Source organism: Streptomyces sp. CA189, from assembly GCF_056428985.1.
The window spans coordinates 54954-74822 of the sequence record NZ_JBWJVM010000023.1 but is presented as its reverse complement, the minus strand read 5'-3'; the positions used below and the strand labels follow the sequence as shown (position 1 = coordinate 74822).

19 protein-coding genes are annotated in these 19869 nt (G+C 70.5%); 11 read left to right on the top strand and 8 right to left on the bottom strand.

Annotated elements, in window-relative coordinates; genetic code table 11:
- Positions 1 to 55: 55 nt before the first annotated feature.
- Entirely contained in the window at positions 56 to 970 is a 915-nt protein-coding gene (locus tag AC061S_RS19355; RefSeq protein ID WP_478687205.1) for a 1-aminocyclopropane-1-carboxylate deaminase/D-cysteine desulfhydrase, read from the top strand.
- Between the two features lie 111 nt (positions 971 to 1081).
- On the opposite strand, the gene AC061S_RS19350 is transcribed toward AC061S_RS19355, so the two are convergent.
- Positions 1082 to 2659, bottom strand: coding sequence for a Na+/H+ antiporter (locus tag AC061S_RS19350; protein ID WP_478687204.1), 1578 nt, complete (start codon positions 2657 to 2659; stop codon positions 1082 to 1084).
- A 62-nt stretch (positions 2660 to 2721) separates the two neighbouring features.
- On the opposite strand from AC061S_RS19350, the gene AC061S_RS19345 reads away from it, so the two are divergent.
- From AC061S_RS19345 to AC061S_RS19335, 3 genes are all read left to right on the top strand, one after another.
- Positions 2722 to 2982: a UBP-type zinc finger domain-containing protein gene (locus AC061S_RS19345; protein WP_383952157.1), complete on the top strand. Its 261-nt coding sequence runs from the start codon at positions 2722 to 2724 to the stop codon at positions 2980 to 2982.
- Positions 2983 to 3208: 226 nt separating this feature from the next.
- A complete protein-coding gene (locus AC061S_RS19340; RefSeq protein WP_214949331.1) occupies positions 3209 to 3622 on the top strand; it encodes an ATP-binding protein in 414 nt (137 codons plus the stop codon).
- Positions 3619 to 4692 (top strand): RNA polymerase sigma factor SigF, encoded by a 1074-nt coding sequence (locus AC061S_RS19335; protein ID WP_478687203.1) that lies wholly within the window; start codon positions 3619 to 3621, stop codon positions 4690 to 4692. Before AC061S_RS19340 ends, AC061S_RS19335 begins: the two co-directional genes overlap by 4 nt.
- A 17-nt stretch (positions 4693 to 4709) precedes the next feature.
- Here the strand turns inward: AC061S_RS19335 and AC061S_RS19330 are convergent, their stop codons facing one another.
- Positions 4710 to 5144, bottom strand: coding sequence for a hypothetical protein (locus AC061S_RS19330; protein ID WP_478687202.1), 435 nt, complete (start codon positions 5142 to 5144; stop codon positions 4710 to 4712).
- A gap of 85 nt (positions 5145 to 5229) precedes the next feature.
- Here AC061S_RS19330 and AC061S_RS19325 point away from each other — a divergent pair, with 85 nt between their 5' ends.
- Positions 5230 to 6195 (top strand): diacylglycerol/lipid kinase family protein, encoded by a 966-nt coding sequence (locus tag AC061S_RS19325; protein WP_478687201.1) that lies wholly within the window; start codon positions 5230 to 5232, stop codon positions 6193 to 6195.
- Positions 6196 to 6527: 332 nt separating this feature from the next.
- The gene (locus tag AC061S_RS19320) at positions 6528 to 6785 is read left to right on the top strand and encodes a WhiB family transcriptional regulator (protein WP_004937597.1); all 258 of its coding nucleotides are present in this window, start codon (positions 6528 to 6530) and stop codon (positions 6783 to 6785) included.
- A gap of 160 nt (positions 6786 to 6945) precedes the next feature.
- On the opposite strand, the gene AC061S_RS19315 is transcribed toward AC061S_RS19320, so the two are convergent.
- Together AC061S_RS19315 and AC061S_RS19310 are read right to left on the bottom strand one after the other, a co-directional pair.
- Positions 6946 to 8415, bottom strand: coding sequence for a sensor histidine kinase (locus AC061S_RS19315; RefSeq protein ID WP_478687229.1), 1470 nt, complete (start codon positions 8413 to 8415; stop codon positions 6946 to 6948).
- 394 nt (positions 8416 to 8809) lie between these two features.
- On the bottom strand, positions 8810 to 9403 hold the full coding sequence (locus AC061S_RS19310; RefSeq protein ID WP_478687200.1) for a TetR/AcrR family transcriptional regulator: 594 nt from the start codon (positions 9401 to 9403) through the stop codon (positions 8810 to 8812).
- A gap of 78 nt (positions 9404 to 9481) precedes the next feature.
- Here AC061S_RS19310 and AC061S_RS19305 point away from each other — a divergent pair, with 78 nt between their 5' ends.
- Both AC061S_RS19305 and nagB read left to right on the top strand, forming a co-directional pair.
- Positions 9482 to 10252 carry an SDR family oxidoreductase gene (locus tag AC061S_RS19305; RefSeq protein ID WP_478687199.1) on the top strand — a complete coding sequence of 257 codons (771 nt, stop codon included), beginning with the start codon at positions 9482 to 9484 and terminating at the stop codon, positions 10250 to 10252.
- Positions 10253 to 10384: 132 nt separating this feature from the next.
- Complete coding sequence (gene nagB, locus AC061S_RS19300) at positions 10385 to 11170, top strand: glucosamine-6-phosphate deaminase (protein ID WP_478687198.1); 786 nt, start codon at positions 10385 to 10387, stop codon at positions 11168 to 11170.
- A 169-nt stretch (positions 11171 to 11339) separates the two neighbouring features.
- Here the strand turns inward: nagB and AC061S_RS19295 are convergent, their stop codons facing one another.
- From AC061S_RS19295 to AC061S_RS19280, 4 genes are all read right to left on the bottom strand, one after another.
- Complete coding sequence (locus AC061S_RS19295; protein ID WP_478687197.1) at positions 11340 to 12845, bottom strand: glycoside hydrolase family 3 protein; 1506 nt, start codon at positions 12843 to 12845, stop codon at positions 11340 to 11342.
- A gap of 6 nt (positions 12846 to 12851) precedes the next feature.
- Entirely contained in the window at positions 12852 to 13688 is an 837-nt protein-coding gene (locus tag AC061S_RS19290) for a carbohydrate ABC transporter permease (RefSeq protein WP_478687228.1), read from the bottom strand.
- 56 nt (positions 13689 to 13744) lie between these two features.
- Positions 13745 to 14767 (bottom strand): carbohydrate ABC transporter permease, encoded by a 1023-nt coding sequence (locus AC061S_RS19285; RefSeq protein ID WP_478687196.1) that lies wholly within the window; start codon positions 14765 to 14767, stop codon positions 13745 to 13747.
- A 156-nt stretch (positions 14768 to 14923) separates the two neighbouring features.
- Positions 14924 to 16207 carry an extracellular solute-binding protein gene (locus AC061S_RS19280; protein WP_478687195.1) on the bottom strand — a complete coding sequence of 428 codons (1284 nt, stop codon included), beginning with the start codon at positions 16205 to 16207 and terminating at the stop codon, positions 14924 to 14926.
- Positions 16208 to 16503: 296 nt separating this feature from the next.
- On the opposite strand from AC061S_RS19280, the gene AC061S_RS19275 reads away from it, so the two are divergent.
- From AC061S_RS19275 to AC061S_RS19265, 3 genes are all read left to right on the top strand, one after another.
- Positions 16504 to 17268, top strand: a complete 765-nt coding sequence (locus AC061S_RS19275; RefSeq protein ID WP_356516953.1) for a GntR family transcriptional regulator — start codon at positions 16504 to 16506, stop codon at positions 17266 to 17268.
- A gap of 216 nt (positions 17269 to 17484) precedes the next feature.
- Entirely contained in the window at positions 17485 to 19638 is a 2154-nt protein-coding gene (locus AC061S_RS19270; RefSeq protein ID WP_478687194.1) for a carbon starvation CstA family protein, read from the top strand.
- On the top strand, positions 19635 to 19832 hold the full coding sequence (locus tag AC061S_RS19265) for a YbdD/YjiX family protein (protein WP_478687193.1): 198 nt from the start codon (positions 19635 to 19637) through the stop codon (positions 19830 to 19832). Before AC061S_RS19270 ends, AC061S_RS19265 begins: the two co-directional genes overlap by 4 nt.
- The last annotated feature ends 37 nt before the right edge of the window (positions 19833 to 19869 follow it).

Genomic DNA, 19869 nt, shown 5'->3' with positions numbered 1-19869 from the left:
ACCCGTTGGCACCGACACCCGCCGCCCCGCCGCGGACACGGCCCACAATGGGCGGGTGGAACATCCAGTCGACCCCGACCCCGACGCTGCCCCCGACCCCGAGCCGATCCTGCGACCCCGCCCGGCCTCGCCGTTGCGGGAGGTCCGTGACGAGCGGTTCGACGTGCACGGGGTCCGGCTGCTGCTCAAGCGGGACGATCTGGTGCATCCGGAGCTGCCCGGCAACAAGTGGCGCAAGCTCGCGCCGAATCTGCGGGCCGCCGTCGCGGGCGGGTACCCGGAGCTCGTGACCTTCGGCGGTGCCTACTCCAACCACCTCCGGGCCACCGCCGCGGCCGGCCGGCTGCTGGGGCTGGCGACAGTCGGGATCGTACGGGGGGACGAGCTCGCGGGGCGGCCGCTGAACGACTCGCTGGCCCGGTGCGCGGCGGACGGCATGCGGCTGCACTTCGTGACGCGGTCGGCCTACCGGGACAAGGCCGGGCTCCCGGCGCTGGCGGGCGCGGAGGGGGCGTACGTGATCCCCGAGGGCGGCAGCAACGCGCTCGCGCTGCACGGCTGCGCCGAGCTGGGCCGCGAGCTGAGCGGTGCCTGCGACGTGGCCGCCGTGGCCTGCGGGACCGGGGGCACGCTGGCCGGGCTGGCAGCGGGGCTCGGCGCGGGCCGGCGGGCGCTGGGGGTGCCGGTGGTCGGGGGCGGGTTCCTGGAGGCGGAGATACGTTCCCTCCAGACGGCCGCGTTCGGCGGGCCGGCGGGCGACTGGTCACTGGCCGAGGGCTACGCCCACGGCGGCTACGCCCGCGTCCCCGCCGAGCTGGCGGAGTTCGCGGCGGACTTCGAGTCCCGCCACGGCCTGCCGGTGGAGCGGATCTACGTGGCGAAGCTCCTCTGGGCCCTGCTCGCCCTGACCCGCGCGGGCGCCTTCCCCCGCGGCACCACCGTGGCGGCGGTCGTGACGGGCCGCCCGTAGCCCGGGCCCCGGGGCAGCAAACAGCCCCGGCTGCCCTCCCGCGCGCGGCCGGCCGGCGGCCCCTGCGCGGCGTCGGCCGGGCCCCGCCCCGGCCTCAGCCCGGTTCCTCCCTCAGCCCGCTTCCTCCCGGTACGCCGCCGCCTCCTCCAGGTCCAGGCGGCGCAGCAGGACCCGGAGCATTTCGTCGTCGATGCGGCGGGCGTCGCGCAGGGAGACGAAGACCTCGCGTTCCGCCTCGATCATCTCCCCCGCCAGGCGGCGGTAGACGTCGTCCGCGGACTCGCCCGTGACCGCGTTGACCTCCCCCAGCCGCTCCCACACGGCGTTCCGCCGGCGCTCCAGGACCGACCGCAGCCGGTCCGCCAGCGGGGGCGGCAGCGCGTTCGCCGGGGAGTCCAGCAGCTCCGTCAGGCGGTCTTCCGCGGCCCGCGAGGCCTCGCTCTGGGCCTGGGCCTCCGCCAGGGTCTCGGCGTGCGTGTCCTTGGGCGGCAGCCGCAGCAGCCGGATCAGCGGCGGCAGGGTCAGGCCCTGGACCACCAGCGTGCCGATCACCGTCGTGAAGGTCAGGAACAGGATCAGGTTCCGGTGCGGCACGCTCATCGGCACGGAGAAGGCGATGGCCAGCGAGACCACACCCCGCATGCCCGCCCATCCCACGATGACCGGGGCCTTCCAGGTCGTCCCCGGCTCGCGCGCGCGGATCCGCTGCGAGAGCCTCGGCAGGAACGTCGCCGGGAAGACCCACGCGAAGCGGGCCGCGACCACGACGAGGAACACGACCACCGCGTAGCCCGCCGCCGCCGGGCCCTCGTACTCCCCCAGCCCCTTCAGCACCACCGGCAACTGGAGCCCGATCAGCGCGAAGACCACCGATTCGAGGATGAAGGCGACCATCTTCCAGACCGCCTCCTCCTGGAGCCGGGTCGCGAAGTCGACCTGCCAGTTGCGGTGCCCGAGGTACAGCGCGACCACCACGACCGCCAGCACTCCCGACGCATGCACCCGCTCGGCGGCCGCGTAGGCCACGAAGGGGATCAGCAGCGACAGGGTGTTCTGCAGGAGCGGTTCGCGCAGCTTCCTGCGCAGGACGTGGATCGGGACCATCAGCAGCAGGCCGACCGCGACCCCGCCGACCGAGGCCAGCAGGAACTCCTGGATCCCGCCCGCCCAGCCGGCGCTCGCCCCGACCGCCGCCGCCAGCGCGACCTTGTACGCGGTGATCGCGGTGGCGTCGTTGACCAGGGACTCACCCTGGAGGATGGTCGTGATCCGGTTCGGCAGCCCGAGCTTGCGGGCGATGGCCGTCGCCGCGACCGCGTCGGGCGGGGCGATGACCGCCCCCAGCACCAGCGCCACCGGCAGCGAGAGCCCCGGCACCAGCAGGTACGCCGCGTACCCGACGGCGACGGTCGCGAAGAGCACGTACCCCACCGAGAGCAGGGCCACGGGCCGCAGGTTCGCCCGCAGGTCCAGGTACGAGCTGTCGACCGCGGCCGTGTAGAGCAGCGGCGGGAGCAGCAGCGGCAGCACGATGTGCGGGTCCAGCCCGTACTCGGGCACGCCCGGCACGTAGGCCGCGGCCAGTCCGGCGGCGACCAGCAGCAGCGGGGCCGGCACCGGGGTGCGGCGGGCCAGGCCCGCGACGACCGCACAGCCGGCCACCAGCGCCACCAGCGGCAATACCTCCATCGAAGATCGTCCTCGCTCGAGTCATGTCATCCGGGCGCCCGCACCTCAGTACGCTGGCCATCATGAGCGAGTGCACCCACGTTCCCGAACTGCCGCGCCCCGAGCCGGTCCCGCTTGCCCAGACCTGCCCCGAATGTCTGGCCCTCGGCAGCCATCCCGTGCAGCTCCGGATGTGCCTGGGGTGCGGGCACGTCGGGTGCTGCGACTCCTCGCCCCACCGGCACGCCACGGCGCACCACCGGGAGACCGGACATCCGGTGATGCGCAGCTTCGAACCGGGCGAGACCTGGAGATGGTGTTTTGTCGACGGTTCGATCGTCTGAAGCGGGGTAGGTCAACCCTCCGCCGGTTCCCCTGATTTGGGCCCGCAGACCCCTAGCCACTGTGCGTCCCCATGGGCTTACCATCAGTCACTGGTCGCAGGCACGGCCCTCAGGCCAGCTATGTTCGACGGGGCTCTGCACCCTCCGACAGGGGTGCCGCGACACGATCGCCCGGATCGCGATAGCGTCACCGGCGAACAGAGCTCGTACCACCTTGGAGGTGAGGGTGTCCCAGATCGCAGGCGAGCCCGGGACCCAGGACTTCGTGGAAGTCCGGCTGCCCGCTGCGGGTGCCTACCTGTCTGTGCTGCGAACGGCCACGGCCGGCCTCGCGGCACGTTTGGACTTCACCCTCGACGAGATCGAGGACCTCCGCATCGCGGTGGACGAGGCCTGCGCGATCCTGCTCCAGCAGGCCGTGCCCGGCTCCGTCCTCAGCTGCGTCTTCCGGTTGGTCGACGATTCGCTGGAGGTGACCGTCTCCGCCCCGACCACCGACGGCCGGGCGCCGGAGCGCGACACGTTCGCGTGGACGGTCCTCTCGGCGCTCGCCGGGAAGGTCGAGGCCACGGTCGAGGAGAACAAGACGGTGAGCATCAGCCTCTACAAACAGCGCGGCGCGGGACCAGGCCCGGCGTGAGCGGCGGGGAGGTCCCGGTGCGGGGCGGGGATCGGCCCCGGGTAGGACACGAGGTCGACGGCGGCATTCCGGAGCAGCAGCACGCCCGGCCGCACCCGGCTGACACGGATGCGGAAAACGGCTTTTTGGACTCGGCGGAGCGACGGGCGGGCCCTGTGAGCGAGAACCAGCACGACCAAACACTGCCGGTCCAGCCACCGGGGGCCGCTGCCACGGCCCCGCCGGCGGCCCCGGCCGCGGACACACCACCGGCCGCGGACACCTCCGAAGCCCTGCGGGCTCCGGTGTTCACGGCGCCGGTACCCCTGCCGGATCCGCGCGACCGCAGCGGCGCGCGGGCCCTCTTCATCGAGCTCCGGGCGCTGCCCGACGGCTCGCCGGAGAAGGCGGAGCTACGCAACCGGCTCGTACGGATGCACCTGCCGCTGGTCGAACACCTGGCCCGGCGCTTCCGCAACCGCGGCGAGCCGCTGGACGACCTGACCCAGGTGGCCACCATCGGCCTGATCAAGTCGGTGGACCGCTTCGACCCGGACCGCGGGGTCGAGTTCTCCACGTACGCCACGCCCACGGTGGTCGGCGAGATCAAGCGCCACTTCCGTGACAAGGGCTGGGCGGTACGGGTTCCCAGGCGCCTGCAGGAGCTGCGGCTCTCGCTGACCACGGCGACGGCGGAACTGTCCCAGCAGCACGGCCGCTCCCCCACGGTGCACGAACTGGCCGAACGGCTGGGCATCTCCGAGGAGGAGGTGCTGGAGGGCCTGGAATCGGCCAACGCCTACAGCACGCTCTCCCTGGACGTCCCGGACACCGACGACGAGTCGCCGGCGGTCGCGGACACCCTGGGCTCGGAGGACGAGGCGCTGGAGGGCGTCGAGTACCGCGAGTCCCTCAAGCCGCTGCTCGAAGGACTGCCGCCGCGGGAGAAGCGGATCCTGCTGCTGCGGTTCTTCGGCAACATGACCCAGTCGCAGATCGCCCAGGAGGTCGGCATCTCCCAGATGCACGTCTCCCGGCTGCTGGCCCGCACCCTGGCCCAGCTCCGCGAAAAGCTCCTGGTCGAGGAGTAGAAGAGCCGCCCGCCGGGCTATCGGGTCTGTTCCGCGGGCCCGATGCCCAGCGCTTCGGTGGCCTTCGGGTTCACCAGGAGGGCCGTGACGGCCACCGCCGCCAGGGCCAACGCCACGGCGGCGACCTTCATGGACCCTCCCGCGGTCCACAGCATCCAGGCCACCGGCAGCGACATCAGCTGGGTGATCAGCGCCGGACCGCGGCTCCAGCGGCGGCCCAGGATCAGCCCGCGCGCCGCGACCAGCGGCAGCGCGGCCAGGACGAGCAGGGTGATCCCGCCGGTCCCGGCCTGCACGGCGTCCGCGTCGCCGACGACGGCCATGTACAGATCGGCGACGCCGGGACCGGCCAGGGCCAGCCCCTCCAGCGCGGCGAGCGCGGCGGCCGCGGTCAGCCTGCGGGGCAGCGGGGCGGGGACGGCGGACTCGGTGGGGCTGGGCTTCGTACTCACCCCAGCAGGGTAGCCGCGGCCTTCCCGCACCCGGAGGGGACGGCCAGTATGGGCGGCGCCGGAAGGGGTCGGTAGGCTGACGCCCATGCGTGCACTCCTCGTGGCCAACCCAGCAGCGACGACGACCAGTGCGCGCACGCGCGACGTCCTGACCCATGCGCTCGCCAGCGAGATGAAGCTGGAGGCGGTCACCACCGAATACCGCGGCCACGCCCGGGATCTGGGCCGCCGGGCGGCCGAGACCGGGGTCGACCTGGTGGTGGCTTTGGGCGGTGACGGCACCGTCAACGAAGTCGTCAACGGGCTGCTGCACGAGGGCCCCGATCCGGACCGGCTGCCCGGGCTCGCGGTGGTCCCCGGCGGCTCCACCAATGTCTTCGCCCGCGCGCTCGGCCTGCCCAACGACGCGGTCGAGGCGACCGGCGCCCTGCTGGACGCGCTGCGGGAGCGGCGCGAGCGGACGGTCGGCCTGGGGCTCGCGGCCGGCACCCCGGGCACGGAGGACGAGTCGGTTCCGGCGCGCTGGTTCACCTTCTGCGCGGGCTTCGGCTTCGACGCGGGCGTGGTGGGTCGTGTCGAACAGCAGCGGGAACGGGGCAAACGTTCGACCCATGCCCTGTACGTGCGACAGCTGATGCGCCAGTTCTGGGAAGAGCCCAACCGCCGGCACGGCATGGTGACGCTGGAGCGGCCCGGCGCGGATCCGGTGACGGACCTGGTGCTGTCGATAGTGTGCAACACGTCACCCTGGACATATCTGGGCAACCGACCGCTTTACGCCTCTCCGGAGGCGTCGTTCGATACCGCACTTGACGTATTGGCGCTGGACCGTTTGTCAACTCCGGCGGTCGCTCGCTACGCGACACAGCTCCTGACCTCGACTCCTGAGCGCGGCCCGCACGGCAAGCATGCGGTGTCTCTGCACGATCTGACGGACTTCACCTTGCATTCGAAGGTGCCGCTTCCGTTCCAGATGGACGGAGACCACCTCGGGCTGCGCACCAGCGTTCGGTTCACAGGCGTACGCCGTGCACTGCGTGTGATTGTGTGAGTGGAAGGGCCGAAAGTCCTTTCACTCGAACGTTTACACGCCGGTCCACCCCTAGGAAGTAGGGCTGTGACCTAGTAGACACCGACGAATCAAAAAAAACTTTCCGGAAGGGGTTGTATCCCCGTCCGAGGTTTGCGAATCTCTACATGGCGATCGGGACAGCCCGCAGAACCCGGCACCCACACAGACCGCCAGAACCCCTCCACGAATCTCCGGCAGCCCAGGGCGAGTTTTTCCCCAAACTGGGCGGTCTCCCTTCCCTCACGAAGGGATTCGTGAAAGCGTTCACATTCACAAGCAACCTGCCCGCAATACAAGGAGATGGAGCAGCCATGGACTGGCGTCACAACGCCGTTTGCCGCGAGGAAGACCCGGAACTCTTCTTCCCCATCGGCAACACCGGTCCTGCGCTGCTGCAGATCGAGGAAGCCAAGGCCGTCTGCCGCCGTTGCCCCGTCATGGAGCAGTGCCTGCAGTGGGCGCTCGAGTCCGGTCAGGACTCCGGTGTCTGGGGCGGTCTCAGCGAGGACGAGCGCCGCGCAATGAAGCGCCGCGCCGCTCGCAATCGGGCGCGCAACGCAACCGCCTGACATCGACTTTCGAGCCTCGAGCCGCAGCGCGTAGTACCCATATAAGCGCTCAGCAACGTGCTCTCGAACCCCGTACCGAAAACCATTCGGTACGGGGTTCAGTGCTGTCCGGAGCCCGTCCTCGGCCGATAACGTCACCCTGAGTCACCGGCGTGGCGCGCTACTTCTGCGGGCTGGCGGGTATGTCGAGGACGACCTTGGTGCCGCGCGGCTCGGAGGCGACCATGTCGAAGGTGCCGCCGAGCTCCCCCTCGACCAGGGTCCGTACGATCTGCAGCCCGAGGTTGCCGGCCCGTTGGGGGTCGAAGCCCTCGGGCAGACCGCAGCCGTCGTCGACCACCGAGATCAGCAGCCGGGCATCGTCGCGACCGGTGCCCGAGCGGGCCGCGGACACCTCCACGGTGCCGCCCTCGCCCTGTGTGAAGGCGTGCTCCAGGGCGTTCTGGAGGATCTCCGTCAGCACCATCGACAGCGGGGTGGCGACCTCGGCGTCCAGGATTCCGAAGCGGCCGGTGCGCCGGCAGTCGACCCTGCCCGGGGAGATCTCGGAGACCATCGCGATCACCCGGTCGGCGATCTCGTCGAACTCGACCCGCTCATCCAGGTTCTGAGACAGCGTCTCGTGCACGATCGCGATCGAACCGACGCGACGGACGGCTTCGTTCAGCGCCTCGCGCCCCTGCGGCGAATCCATTCGGCGGGCCTGTAGCCGCAAGAGCGCGGCCACGGTCTGGAGGTTGTTCTTGACCCGGTGGTGGATCTCCCGGATGGTCGCGTCCTTGGTGATCAATTCACGTTCGCGACGGCGCAGTTCCGTGACGTCGCGGCACAGGACGAGCGAGCCGATCCGGGTGCCCTTGGGCTTGAGCGGGATCGCCCGCAGCTGGATGACCCCGCCACTGCCCTCGGCCTCGGTCTCGCGCGGGGCCCAGCCGCTGGCGAGTTTGACCAGGGCCTCGTCCACCGGACCGCGCGAGGGCGCGAGTTCGGAGGTGATCGTGCCCAGGTGCTGGCCGACCAGGTCGGAGGCGAGGCCGAGCCGGTGGTAGGCGGAGAGCGCGTTCGGGGACGCGTACGTCACCACGCCCTCGGAGTCCAGCCTGATCAGGCCGTCGCCGACGCGCGGGGAGGCGTCCATGTCGACCTGTTGGCCGGGGAACGGGAAGGAGCCCGCCGCGATCATCTGGGCCAGGTCGGAGGCGGACTGGAGGTAGGTGAGCTCCAGCCGGCTGGGTGTACGCACAGTGAGCAGGTTGGTGTTGCGTGCGATCACTCCGAGGACCCGGCCCTCGCGGCGCACGGGGATCGACTCGACGCGGACCGGCACCTCCTCGCGCCACTCCGGGTCGCCCTCGCGCACGATGCGGCCCTCGTCGAGCGCGGCGTCGAGCAGCGGGCGGCGGCCGCGCGGGACCAGGTGGCCGACCATGTCGTCCTGGTACGAGGTGGGGCCGGTGTTCGGGCGCATCTGCGCGACCGAGACGTACCGGCTGCCGTCGAGCGTGGGGACCCACAGCACGAGGTCGGCGAAGGAGAGGTCGGAGAGCAGCTGCCACTCCGAGACCAGCAGGTGGAGCCACTCCAGGTCGGTTTCACTGAGAGCGGTGTGCTGGCGTACGAGGTCGTTCATGGAGGGCACGTGGCGAGCGTACCCCGGGTACGGGCCATGACTTTCCTCAGCGCGATACTCCGGAGTATCCAGGAGACCCCGCTTCCGCGTAGGCTTGGAGGAAGTGACGGGAACAAGGGTCACGTCATTGGATGGACAGAACAGATTGGTCTAGTCCACAATTGCATCAAGCTTCCGCCCTCCCCGCACAGGAGGACGGATCGAGGTAACCGCGCGCTCTGCCCTGACCGCGCGTCACCTCCCACCGGCCGTCGGGCACCGCACACCCGTCGGCCGTGAGTACTCCGGGCTACGGTGCCGGGCGGGCTGAGGGTCCCGTTCGGCACCGTGGCCCAGAGGAACGTGCGTCCCCGGGTGACGCATCCCCCGGAAGACCGTCGCGGATGACGGCCCCCTACTGCGGCCAGGCCCGCAGGGCCAGCTCCGCCACCGCCTCCAGCTCCTCCCGGCCCGCGCCGTCGCGCGACTGCTGGGACATCCCCTGCAGCACCGCTCCGGCGTAGCGCGCCAGCGCCCGGGTGTCCGTACCGGCCGGCAGTTCTCCCGTGGCGACATCGGCCCGGATCCGGCTCTCGAACGCCACCAGGTTGGCCTCGCGCCGTACGCGCAGCGCCTCCGCGACCTCGTCCGAGGTGGTGTTGACGGCCGCGCTGATCACCATGCAGCCCGGCGGGTGGGCGGGGTCGGTGTAGACCTCCGCCGCCTCGTGCAGGATGCGCCCCACCGCCGCGCGGGCGGTGGGTTCCTCGGCGAGGGCTACGGCCGCGAAGTCCCCGTAGCGGCCGCCGTAGACCACCACGACCTCGTCGAAGAGCTTGCGCTTGTCGCCGAACGCCGCGTAGAGGCTCGGGGCGCTGATTCCGAGCGAGGCGGTCAGGTCGGAGATCGACGTCGCCTCGTAGCCGCGCTCCCAGAAGGCGAACATCGCCTTGTCGAGGGCCTCGTCACGGTCGAAGGAGCGGGGCCTGCCGCGCTGTCCGGTCACCATGAACTCATTCTATAGCGGGCGCTACGAAATCTGATACGGTCTTTTCTGTAGCGACCACTACCGAAAGGGGGGCGTGCCATGGGCGTGCTCAAGGGGAAGACGGCACTGGTCACGGGCGGCAGCCGGGGCATCGGGCGGGCCATCGCGGAGCGCCTCGCCCGCGACGGGGCGCTGGTCGCGGTGGCCTACGGATACAACGCGGCGGCCGCCGAGGAGACCGTGGGCGCCATCGAGGCGGCCGGGGGCCGCGCCTTCGCGGTAGGGGCGGAGCTCGGCGTTCCGGGCGGCGCGGAGGCCCTCTGGGCGGCGTACGCGGCCCATCCGCTGGCCACCGAGGGGGGCGGCGGGGTCGACGTACTGGTGAACAACGCGGGCGGGGCCACCTTCGCCGGCATCGGCTCCACCGACGAGGAGACGTACGACCGGGTGCACGCGCTCAACGCGAAGGCGCCGTTCTTCGTGATCCAGCACGGCCTGGAGCGGCTGCGGGACGGCGGCCGGATCGTGAACGTGACCGGCACCCCGGACATCGCCCTGCCCGCGATCCTCGCCACGGTCATGGCCAAGGGTGCGGTGAACGCGCTGACGGTCTCGCTGGCCGCCGAGCTCGCGCCGCGGAACATCACGGTGAACTCGGTGGGTCCCGGGGTCGTGGAGACCGACCTGAACGCGGCCTGGCTCGCGGACCCGGCCGCCCGCGCGCACGCCGCCTCCCGCTCCGTCTTCGACCGGCTCGGCACCCCGCAGGAGGTCGCGGACGTGGTCGCCTTCCTGGCCTCCCCGGACTCCCGCTGGGTCACGGGCCAGCACCTCGCCGTGACGGGCGGGCTCCAGCTCTCGCTCCTGTAGCGGGCCCCGGCCCGGGAGGCCGGAGCGGCGGATCCGGCCCACCATGGAGTGTGCGAAGACCCGGCAACGGGGCCTCGCCTCTGCTAGATTGGTCTATACCATAACGTCACACTCCAGATCGGCAGGCCCCGCGTGGAAGTTGTCATCGTCCCGGACGCCAAGGCAGGCGGCGAGCTCATCGCGGAGGCCATGGCCGCCCTGGTCCGCCGCAAGCCCGACGCCCTGCTCGGCGTGGCGACCGGCTCTACGCCGCTGCCCATCTACGAGGCGCTCGCCGCCAAGGTCAAGGCCGGACTGGTCGACGCCTCCCAGGCCCGCGTCTGCCAGCTCGACGAGTACGTCGGCCTGCCGGCCGGGCACCCGGAGTCCTACCGCGCCGTCGTCCTGCGCGAGGTCGTGGAGCCGCTGGGCCTGTCCGAGGCCTCCTTCATGGGCCCGGACGGCTCGGCCGCGGACATCGTCGGCGCCTGCGACGCCTACGACCGCGCCCTGGCCGAGGCCGGCGGCGTGGACCTCCAGCTCCTCGGGATCGGCACGGACGGGCACATCGGCTTCAACGAGCCCTGCTCCTCGCTGGCCTCCCGCACCCGCATCAAGACGCTGACGGAGCAGACCCGCGTGGACAACGCGCGCTTCTTCGACAACGACATAGAGCAGGTGCCGCACCACGTCATCACCCAGGGCATCGGCACCATCCTCGACGCCCGCCACCTGGTCCTGCTGGCCACCGGCGAGGGCAAGGCCGAGGCCGTCGCGCAGACCGTCGAGGGCCCGCTGTCCGCCCTCGTGCCGGCCTCCGCGCTCCAGCTGCACCGCCACGCCACGGTGGTCGTGGACGAGGCCGCCGCGTCCAAGCTGAAGCTGGCGGACTACTTCCGCCACGCCTACGCCAACAAGCCCGCTTGGCAGGGCCTGTAGGCCGCACCGGCAAGCAGAGAAGGGCCGGGCTCCCCCTGCGGGAGCCCGGCCCTTCTCTTGCTCGCGGCGCGCCGCGAAAACGCCGGCGGGGCTGGAGGAATCCAGCCCCGCCGGCGTGTGAGGCGCGGGGTCCGGGGCGGAGCCCCGGCAGCCGGCCCGCAGCGGCCCGCTAAACCCCCGCGATGATCTCCGCGGCAGCCCGCCCGCAGACCCGGGCCGCCCCGTGCGTCGCGATGTGCAGCGCACCCCGCGGCTCGGCCCGCGGCAGGCCCATCTCGACCACGATCGTCTCCGGCCGCGCCGCGACGAGCGCGTCCAGGGCCTCGGTCATCCAGGGGTGCCGGTGCGCGTCGCGGACCACCGCGACGACGGTGCGGTTCCCCGCGGCGGCCAGGACGTCCGCGGCGCTCGACCCCTGCGGGAACACGCCCGACTCGGTGCCCGGGATCAGTGCGGACACCTCCCCGGCCACCCCCCACGGGGTCTCGTCGCCGACCGCGATGTTCGCGACGGGGGTGAGCGTGGCGATGTACGGGGCGTTCACCGGCGAGGCCGCCTTGGGCGAACCCGTCACGACCACCGCGCGGCGGGCCGCCGCCAGTCCGATGCCGGGCGCGCTGCTCCCCTCCGGCCGCGCGCCCTCGCGGACCCGGCGGGTCCACTCCGCCAGCGAGCGGACCCGGGCGGCGGCCTCGGCGAGCCGCTCCTCCGGGAGCGAGCCCTCGCGCACGGCCGCGACCAGTGCGTCGCGCAGGCGCAGCACGGTGCCCTCGTCGGCGAGCCCGCCGCCGACGCAGATGGCGTCGGCTCCGGCCGCGATGGCCAGCACCGAGCCGCGCTCGATGCCGTACGTCCCGGCGATGGCGTTCATCTCCATGCCGTCGGTGACGATGAGGCCCTCGTAGCCGAGCTCCTTGCGCAGCAGACCGGTCAGGATCTGCGGGCTGAGGGTGGCCGGCCGGGTCGGGTCCAGGGCGGGCACCAGGATGTGCGCGCTCATGACGGCCTTGGTGCCGGCCTCGATGGCGGCCCGGAACGGTACGAGTTCCCGCGCGGCCAGGGTGTCGAGGTCCACGTCGATGCGCGGCAGCGCGTGGTGCGAGTCGACGTTGGTGTCGCCGTGGCCCGGGAAGTGCTTGGTGCAGGCGGCGACGCCGGCGGCCTGGAGGCCTTCGACGTACGCGGCGGTGTGCCGGGCGGCGAGGTGGGTGTCGGCGCCGAAGGACCGTACGCCGATGACCGGGTTGTCCGGGTTGGAGTTGACGTCGGCGGACGGGGCCCAGTTGAGGTTGACCCCGCACTCGGCGAGCCGGCGGCCCAGCTCGCGGGCGACGTCGCGGGTCAGGTCCACGTCGTCCACGGCGCCGAGGGCCAGGTTGCCGGGGAAGGAGGAGCCGCCCCGGACCTCCAGGCGGGTGACGTCGCCGCCCTCCTCGTCGATGGCGACGAGGACGTCGTCCCGCTCGGTACGCAGCTGCGCGGTCAGCGCGGCGAGCTGCTCGGGCGAGGTGATGTTGCGGCCGAAGAGGCCGACGGCGGTGAGGCCTTCGGCGACCTGGCGCAGCAGCCAGGCGGGGGCGGTGGTGCCCTCGAAGCCGGGCTGGAGGACCGCGAGGGCGTCCCGGGTCACACCGTCTGAATCAGGCGCAGTCGTGCGGTGCGCAAGGACAGTCATGGGCCGTTATCCCTTCACGGCGCCGGCGGTCATGCCGCCGACGGCCTTGCGCTGGAGGAAGACGAAGATGAGCAGGACCGGGACCGCGAAGAGCGAGGACGCGGCCATCGTGGCGCCCCAGTCGTTGCCGAAGGCCGTCTGGAACTGGGTCAGCCACAGCGGCAGGGTCTGCGCGGTCTTGTCCTTGTTCAGGATCAGGACCATCGCGAACTCGTTCCAGGCCGTGATGAAGCCGAAGAGCGAGGTGGACATCAGGCCGGGGGCCAGCAGCGGGAAGATCACCTTGCGGAAGGCCTGGCCGCGGGTGCAGCCGTCGATCTGGGCGGCCTCCTCCAGGGTCACCGGGACGGCGGCGATGAAGCCGCGCAGGGTCCAGATGGTGAAGGGGAGGACCATCACGAAGTAGATCGCGGTGAGCAGCGGGAGGCTGTTCAGCATCTCGGAGTCGCGGGCGATCATGTACATCGCGATGACCATGACCTCCCAGGGCGCCATCTGGGCCATCATCACCGCGAGGACCAGGCCCTTGCGGCCCTTGAACTTCATGCGGGCGATGGCGAAGCTCGCGGCGAGGGCGACGAGCAGGGCCAGGGTGACGGCGCCGATGGTGACGATGAAGCTGTTCGCGACGTAGGTCCAGAACAGGTCGACGCCGGTGGCCTTGGTGAAGTTCTCCATCGTCGGGGCGAAGACGAAGACGGGGTCCTTGGAGAGGATCTCGCTGGACGGCTTGAGGGCCGAGGAGAACATCCAGTAGACGGGGAAGACGAAGAGGACGGCCAGCAGCAGGGCGCCGACGTTCTTGGCGACGGCCGCGGGACGGATCGGCCGGCGGTTGCGCAGCTGCTGGGGCTTCGCGGACGGCGCGGACGGCGCGGGCTTCGGGGCGGTGGTGGTGCTCACTGCTCCTCCTCCTGCTTCAGGATCAGACGGAAGTAGAAGGACATGACGACCACGAGCATCACGATCGTCAGGACGGAGATCGCCGCGGCCAGACCGTAGTGGCCCTGGCTCTGGCCCTCTACGTACGCGTAGATCGTCAGCGTCTCCGAGGCGCGGTCGGGGCCGCCCTTGTTCATCGCGTAGATCTGGGTGAAGGCCTTGAAGATCCAGATGACCTCAAGGAACGTCGTGACCAGGAAGAACGACTTGAGGTTCGGGAAGACGACCTTCCAGAACGTCTGCCAGCCGTTGGCCCCGTCCATGCGCGCGGCCTCGTACAGCTCGCCGCTGACCGTGGTCAGGCCGGCGTACATGTTGAGGGCGACGAAGGGGATGGAGCCCCAGGACAGCAGGACCGTGATGATCACCATGGTGGACAGGCCGGTCTCGAACCAGTTGTGCTGGTCGTAGCCGACGAAGCCGAAGGTGCGCATCAGCCAGTTCATGACGCCGTACTGCTCGTCGAACAGCCACTGGAAGACGGTCACGGAGGCGACGATCGGCATGGCCCAGGCCATCACCAGCGCCATCGACAGGACCAGGCGCATCCACTTGCCGAGCCGGTTGAGCAGGAGACCGATGAGGCTGCCGATCACCATGATCAGGAAGACGTTGCCCGCGGTGAAGAGGAAGCTTCGGACCACGACGGTCCAGAACTGCGAGTCGCCCAGCAGCTGGGTGTAGTTCTCCACGCCGTTGAACGGCGCCTTCCGCTGGATGAACTCGATCTTGTCGACCTTCTGGAACGACAGGATGATGTTCTTGATCAGCGGGTACAGCAGCAGGGTCGCCATGCTGAGCACGGCGGGCCCGATCAGGAGGTACGGCATCCACCCTGAGGGGAGCGACTTTCTGCCCCCGCGAGGAGACTGGGACGCTGCCTTGGCTCCGGTGGGCGGCGGCGTCTTGGCCGGCCCCGCGGACTCGTGTGGTGCGTCCTGTGGAGCGGAGGTCGCCGCTCCCTGGGAGTGCACGGTCATGTCTGGGCTTCCTCGCGGTTGACTGTGGCGACTCGCACCCGCTACCCCGCTCGGAGCGGGCGGCGCTTACGTCTGTCAATGCGCGACCGGGGGCGAGGTGGGCGCTCTGGGCGCCCACCGCGCCCCCGGTGCGTTCAGTACGGGTACTTCGGGGTGTTACTTGTTGATGCGGCTCGCGATTTCCTTGTCCGCGTCCGCGCCCGCCTTGGCGGCGTCGTCACCCTTCAGGACCTTCGTCATGAACTCCTTGATGGGGTTCGGCTCGGTCTCGACGTTCGCCCAGCCCGGGGTCACCGGGGTGATGTTGCCGTTGACGCCGGCCTTGGCCATCGCCTCGGCGAAGGAGCCCGCAGCCGGGGTGAAGTTCGCGCCGGCCTGGTTCGGGAGCAGCGCGCCCTTGGTCTCGGCGGCGTACTTGGTCATCTGGTCCTTGCCTGCGGCGAGGGCCAGCCACTCCTTGGCGAGGTCCTTGTTCTTGGAGCGCTCGGCGATCGCCAGGTTCGAGCCGCCGAGGAAGACGGTGCCCGGCTTGTCGGCGGTCTTGCCCGGGATCGGGAAGTAACCGAAGTCGGCTTCCTTGCCCGCGTCCTTCAGCGCCTTCTCGGCACCGCCGGCCTCCCAGCCGAGGCCGATCCAGGAGGCGACGCCACCCTTGGGAACGACGTCGGTGGACTGCTGCGGGTTCGCCTCGTCCTTGTCCTTCGGGGCGGTGGAGAAGGACTGGAGCTTCTTGTAGAACTCCATCGCGGAAGCGGCCTGGGGGGTACCGAGACCGCCCTTCCACTTGTCGCCGTCCTTGGTGGCGAGGTCGCCGCCCTCGTCCCAGATGAGACCGGCGAGGACGTACCAGCTCTGGCCGGGCAGGTAGATCGGCTGCGAGGCCGGGTCGGCCGCCTTCAGCTTCTCCAGGCCGGCGACCCACTCGTCGCGGGTCTTGGGCGCCGTGACGCCGGCCTTCTCGAAGGCCTTCTTGTCGTAGATGACGACGCGGTTGGCCGCGTACCACGGAGCGGAGTAGAGCTTGCCGTCGATCTCGGCCGAGGCCAGACCGCTCTTCGCCCAGGCGTCCGCGCCGAGCTTGGACTTGTCCTTGGTCAGGTCGGCGAGACCACCGGTGACCGCGTAACCGGCGGTCTGGGTGTTGCCGAGCTCCAGGACGTCCGGCGGGGTGTTCTCGGAGAGGGCCGTGGTGACCTTCTCCTGGATGCCCTTCCAGGGCTGGACCTCTACCTTGACCGTGACACCGGGGTGCTTGGCGGAGAACTCCGCGTTGACCGCGTCGATCCAGGTCTTCGGTGCGGAGCCGTCCATCACCCAGACGGTGATCTCCTTGGCGCCACCCGCGTCGGCCTTCGGCTTGTCGTCGCCGCCGTTGCCGCACGCCGCGACTCCGACCATCATGCCCGCGACACTGACCGCCGCGATGAGCTTGCGCTTCACGCCACCCTCCTCAGGGATGCTGCCTGCAACTTCCCTTGCCCGCCGCGGTGACTCAAAAAGCACCAAGTACTGCCCGTGGGGCCGGGATCTGATCCATATTGGTGTAGACCAGTAGCTGGAGCTTGGCCTAGACCTTTAGGGGTGTCAAGGGTCTAATGAGCGGGTGCTCGGTCCGTTATCGGACCGACACCTGGGGGAGGGAGGAGGCCTGCCCTCCCTCCCGTGTCACGATGTGACCGCACATATCGGAGGAGCCGGTGACGGCAACGAAACTGGAGTCGGGAAGGCGGGCGGCGATGGCCACCGAAGGGGCGATCACGGAGCCGGACAGCGGGGCGGCCACCCGCACGGCACGCGTGCCCAAGTACTACCGGCTCAAACGCCACTTGCTCGATATGACCGAAACCTTGCCGCCAGGAACACCGGTGCCGCCGGAGCGCACGCTCGCGGCCGAGTTCGACACCTCCCGCACCACGGTGCGACAGGCTCTCCAGGAGCTCGTCGTCGAGGGGCGGCTGGAACGGATTCAGGGCAAAGGAACCTTCGTCGCCAAGCCGAAGGTCTCCCAGCCGCTCCAACTCTCCTCCTACACGGAGGACATGAGGGCCCAGGGCCTGGAACCCACCTCCCAGCTCCTGGACATCGGCTACGTGACGGCCGACGACACCCTCGCCGGCCTCCTCAAGATCGCCACCGGCGGCCGGGTCCTGCGCATCGAACGGCTCCGCCTGGCCAGCGGCGAGCCGATGGCCATCGAGACCACGCACCTGTCGGCCAAGCGCTTCCCCGCGCTGCGCCGTTCACTGGTCAAGTACACCTCCCTCTACACCGCCCTCGCCGAGGTGTACGACGTGCGCCTCGCCGAAGCGGAGGAGACCATCGAGACCTCGCTGGCCACCCCGCGGGAGGCCGGACTGCTCGGCACCGACGTCGGGCTGCCGATGCTGCTGCTTTCCCGCCATTCGCTGGACACCGACGGGGAGCCCGTCGAGTGGGTGCGTTCCGTATACCGCGGCGATCGTTACAAGTTCGTCGCCCGACTCCAGCGCCCCGTCGTCTGATTCGTAGTTGACTCTCGTTCCGCTATGCGGACGGGGGCTTACGCCCAGCGGGCTGTCCCCCGTAGATTCCCTGCGCCATTACGCAGATGATCGACGAGGGGACGACGGATCATGACGGAACCAGGACCGGAAGCAACGGAGCCGGAAGCGGCACGGGCGATACGGGACGCGGCGAGTCCGGGCACCACGCCGGGCTCGCCTTCTCCATCGGGGCGCATGTCCCCCAAGGCCGTGGCCGTGTGGGTGCTCGTCGGGCTCGTGGGGGCTCTCGGCTGGGGCGTGCTGGCACTCTCGCGCGGCGAGGAGATCTCGGCCGTCTGGCTGCTCGCCGCCGCCCTCGGCTCGTACGCGATCGGCTACCGCTTCTACGCGCGCTTCATCGCGAACCGCGTCCTGAAGGTGGACAAGACCCGCGCCACCCCCGCCGAACGCCTTGACAACGGTGTCGACTTCCACCCGACCGACCGACGGGTGCTTTTCGGTCACCACTTCGCCGCCATCGCCGGCGCCGGCCCCCTCGTGGGCCCCGTACTCGCCTCGCAGATGGGCTACCTGCCCGGCACCATCTGGATCGTCGTCGGCGTGATCTTCGCGGGCGCCGTCCAGGACATGGTCACGCTCTTCTTCTCCACCCGGCGCAACGGCCGTTCGCTCGGCCAGATGGCCCGGGACGAGATCGGCCCGGTCGGCGGCGCCGCCGCGCTGGTCGGCGTCTTCGCCATCATGATCATCCTGTTGGCCGTGCTGGCCCTGGTGATCGTCAACGCGCTGGCGCACTCCCCGTGGGGCGTCTTCTCCATCGGCATGACCATCCCGATCGCCCTCTTCATGGGCTTCTACCTGCGCGTCCTGCGCCCGGGCCGGGTCACCGAGGTCTCCGTCGTCGGAGTCGCGCTGCTGCTGCTCGCCATCGTCGCGGGCGGCTGGGTCGCCGAGTCCTCCCTGGCGGACACCTTCACCCTGGAGAAGGAGACGCTGGTCATCTGGATGGTCGCCTACGGCTTCGTGGCGTCCGTCCTGCCGGTGTGGATGCTGCTCGCCCCGCGCGACTACCTCTCCACCTTCATGAAGGTGGGCACCATCGGGCTGCTGGCCGTGGGTGTGGTCATCGCCATGCCGACGCTGAAGATGCCCGCGGTCACCGAGTTCGCCTCGCGCGGCGACGGGCCGGTCTTCGCCGGCTCGATGTTCCCGTTCGTCTTCATCACCATCGCCTGCGGAGCCCTGTCCGGCTTCCACTCCCTGGTCTCCTCGGGCACCACCCCGAAGATGATCCAGAAGGAGACGCAGGTCCGGGTCATCGGCTACGGCGCGATGCTGACCGAGTCCTTCGTCGCCGTCATGGCGATCATCGCGGCCTGCATCATCGATCCCGGCCTGTACTTCGCCATCAACTCCCCCGGCGGGGTCGTCGGCGCCACCGTCGAGACGGCCTCGCAGGCCGTGACGAACTTCGGCTTCGCCATCTCCCCCGAGGCCCTCACACAGGCCGCGAAGGACGTGGAGGAGAGCAGCCTGCTGTCCCGTACGGGCGGCGCGCCGACCTTCGCACTCGGAATGGCGGAGATCTTCTCGGCCGTCATCGGCGGCACCGCGATGAAGGCGTTCTGGTACCACTTCGCGATCATGTTCGAGGCCCTGTTCATCCTGACGACCGTGGACGCGGGCACCCGCGTCGGCCGCTTCATGCTCCAGGACACCCTCGGCAACGTGCACAAGTCCTTCAAGGACGTCAGCTGGAAGCCGGGCGTCTGGTTCGCCAGCGCGGTGGTCGTCGGCGGCTGGGGCTACTTCCTCTGGGTCGGCGTCAAGGACCCGCTGGGCGGCATCAACCAGCTCTTCCCGCTGTTCGGCATCGCGAACCAGCTCCTCGCGGCGGTCGCCCTGGCCGTCTGCACCACCCTGCTGATCAAGTCGGGCCGGCTCAAGTGGGCCTGGGTGACGGGCGTTCCGCTGGCCTGGGACCTGGCCGTCACGCTCACCGCCAGCTACCAGAAGATCTTCTCGGACAACCCGAAGATCGGCTTCTTCGCCCAGCGGGACGTCTACCAGGAGGGCATCGACGCGGGCAAGGTCCTCAAGCCCGCCAAGAACATGGACGAGATGCACACCGTGGTCACCAACGCCACGGTGGACGGCGTCCTGTCGGTGTTCTTCGCCCTGCTGATCATCATCGTGCTCGTGGACGCGGCCCGCACCTGCCTCAAGGCCATCCGTAAGCCCGAGTCGGTCACCATGGTCGAGTTCCCGTGGACCGAGTCCAAGCTCGTCGCCCCGGCCGGGCTCATCCCGACCGCCGAGGAGCGCGCGGAGCTCGCCGCCGCCGGCCTCGACTCGGGCGGAGGCCGCGTCAAGGAACCGGTCGCGTGACGCGCCTGCGCCACGTGCTGGGCCGGGCCCGGTACTTCGTACGGGAGTTCTCTGGCGAGGCGGCCTACGACCGCTACGTCGCCCACGCCCGTACGCACGACCCGGACGCGGAGGTCCAGTCCCGCCGGGAGTTCGAGCGGGCCCGTACGGACGCCCGCGAGGGCGATCCGCGCGAAGGGTTCCGCTGCTGCTGAACCGGTGGGCCGCACAAGGCCGCCGCGTCTCCGTCCA

What these genes read in the sequence shown, in the direction of transcription:
- AC061S_RS19350 (WP_478687204.1), bottom strand. Translation starts at nt 2,659, where the DNA reads ATGGAGGTATTGCCGCTGGTGGCGCTGGTGGCCGGCTGTGCGGTCGTC.
- AC061S_RS19345 (WP_383952157.1), top strand. Translation starts at nt 2,722, where the DNA reads ATGAGCGAGTGCACCCACGTTCCCGAACTGCCGCGCCCCGAGCCGGTC.
- AC061S_RS19325 (WP_478687201.1), top strand. Translation starts at nt 5,230, where the DNA reads ATGCGTGCACTCCTCGTGGCCAACCCAGCAGCGACGACGACCAGTGCG.
- AC061S_RS19320 (WP_004937597.1), top strand. Translation starts at nt 6,528, where the DNA reads ATGGACTGGCGTCACAACGCCGTTTGCCGCGAGGAAGACCCGGAACTC.
- AC061S_RS19315 (WP_478687229.1), bottom strand. Translation starts at nt 8,415, where the DNA reads ATGAACGACCTCGTACGCCAGCACACCGCTCTCAGTGAAACCGACCTG.
- AC061S_RS19310 (WP_478687200.1), bottom strand. Translation starts at nt 9,403, where the DNA reads ATGGTGACCGGACAGCGCGGCAGGCCCCGCTCCTTCGACCGTGACGAG.
- AC061S_RS19305 (WP_478687199.1), top strand. Translation starts at nt 9,482, where the DNA reads ATGGGCGTGCTCAAGGGGAAGACGGCACTGGTCACGGGCGGCAGCCGG.
- AC061S_RS19295 (WP_478687197.1), bottom strand. Translation starts at nt 12,845, where the DNA reads ATGACTGTCCTTGCGCACCGCACGACTGCGCCTGATTCAGACGGTGTG.
- AC061S_RS19285 (WP_478687196.1), bottom strand. Translation starts at nt 14,767, where the DNA reads ATGACCGTGCACTCCCAGGGAGCGGCGACCTCCGCTCCACAGGACGCA.
- AC061S_RS19275 (WP_356516953.1), top strand. Translation starts at nt 16,504, where the DNA reads ATGGCCACCGAAGGGGCGATCACGGAGCCGGACAGCGGGGCGGCCACC.
- AC061S_RS19270 (WP_478687194.1), top strand. Translation starts at nt 17,485, where the DNA reads ATGTCCCCCAAGGCCGTGGCCGTGTGGGTGCTCGTCGGGCTCGTGGGG.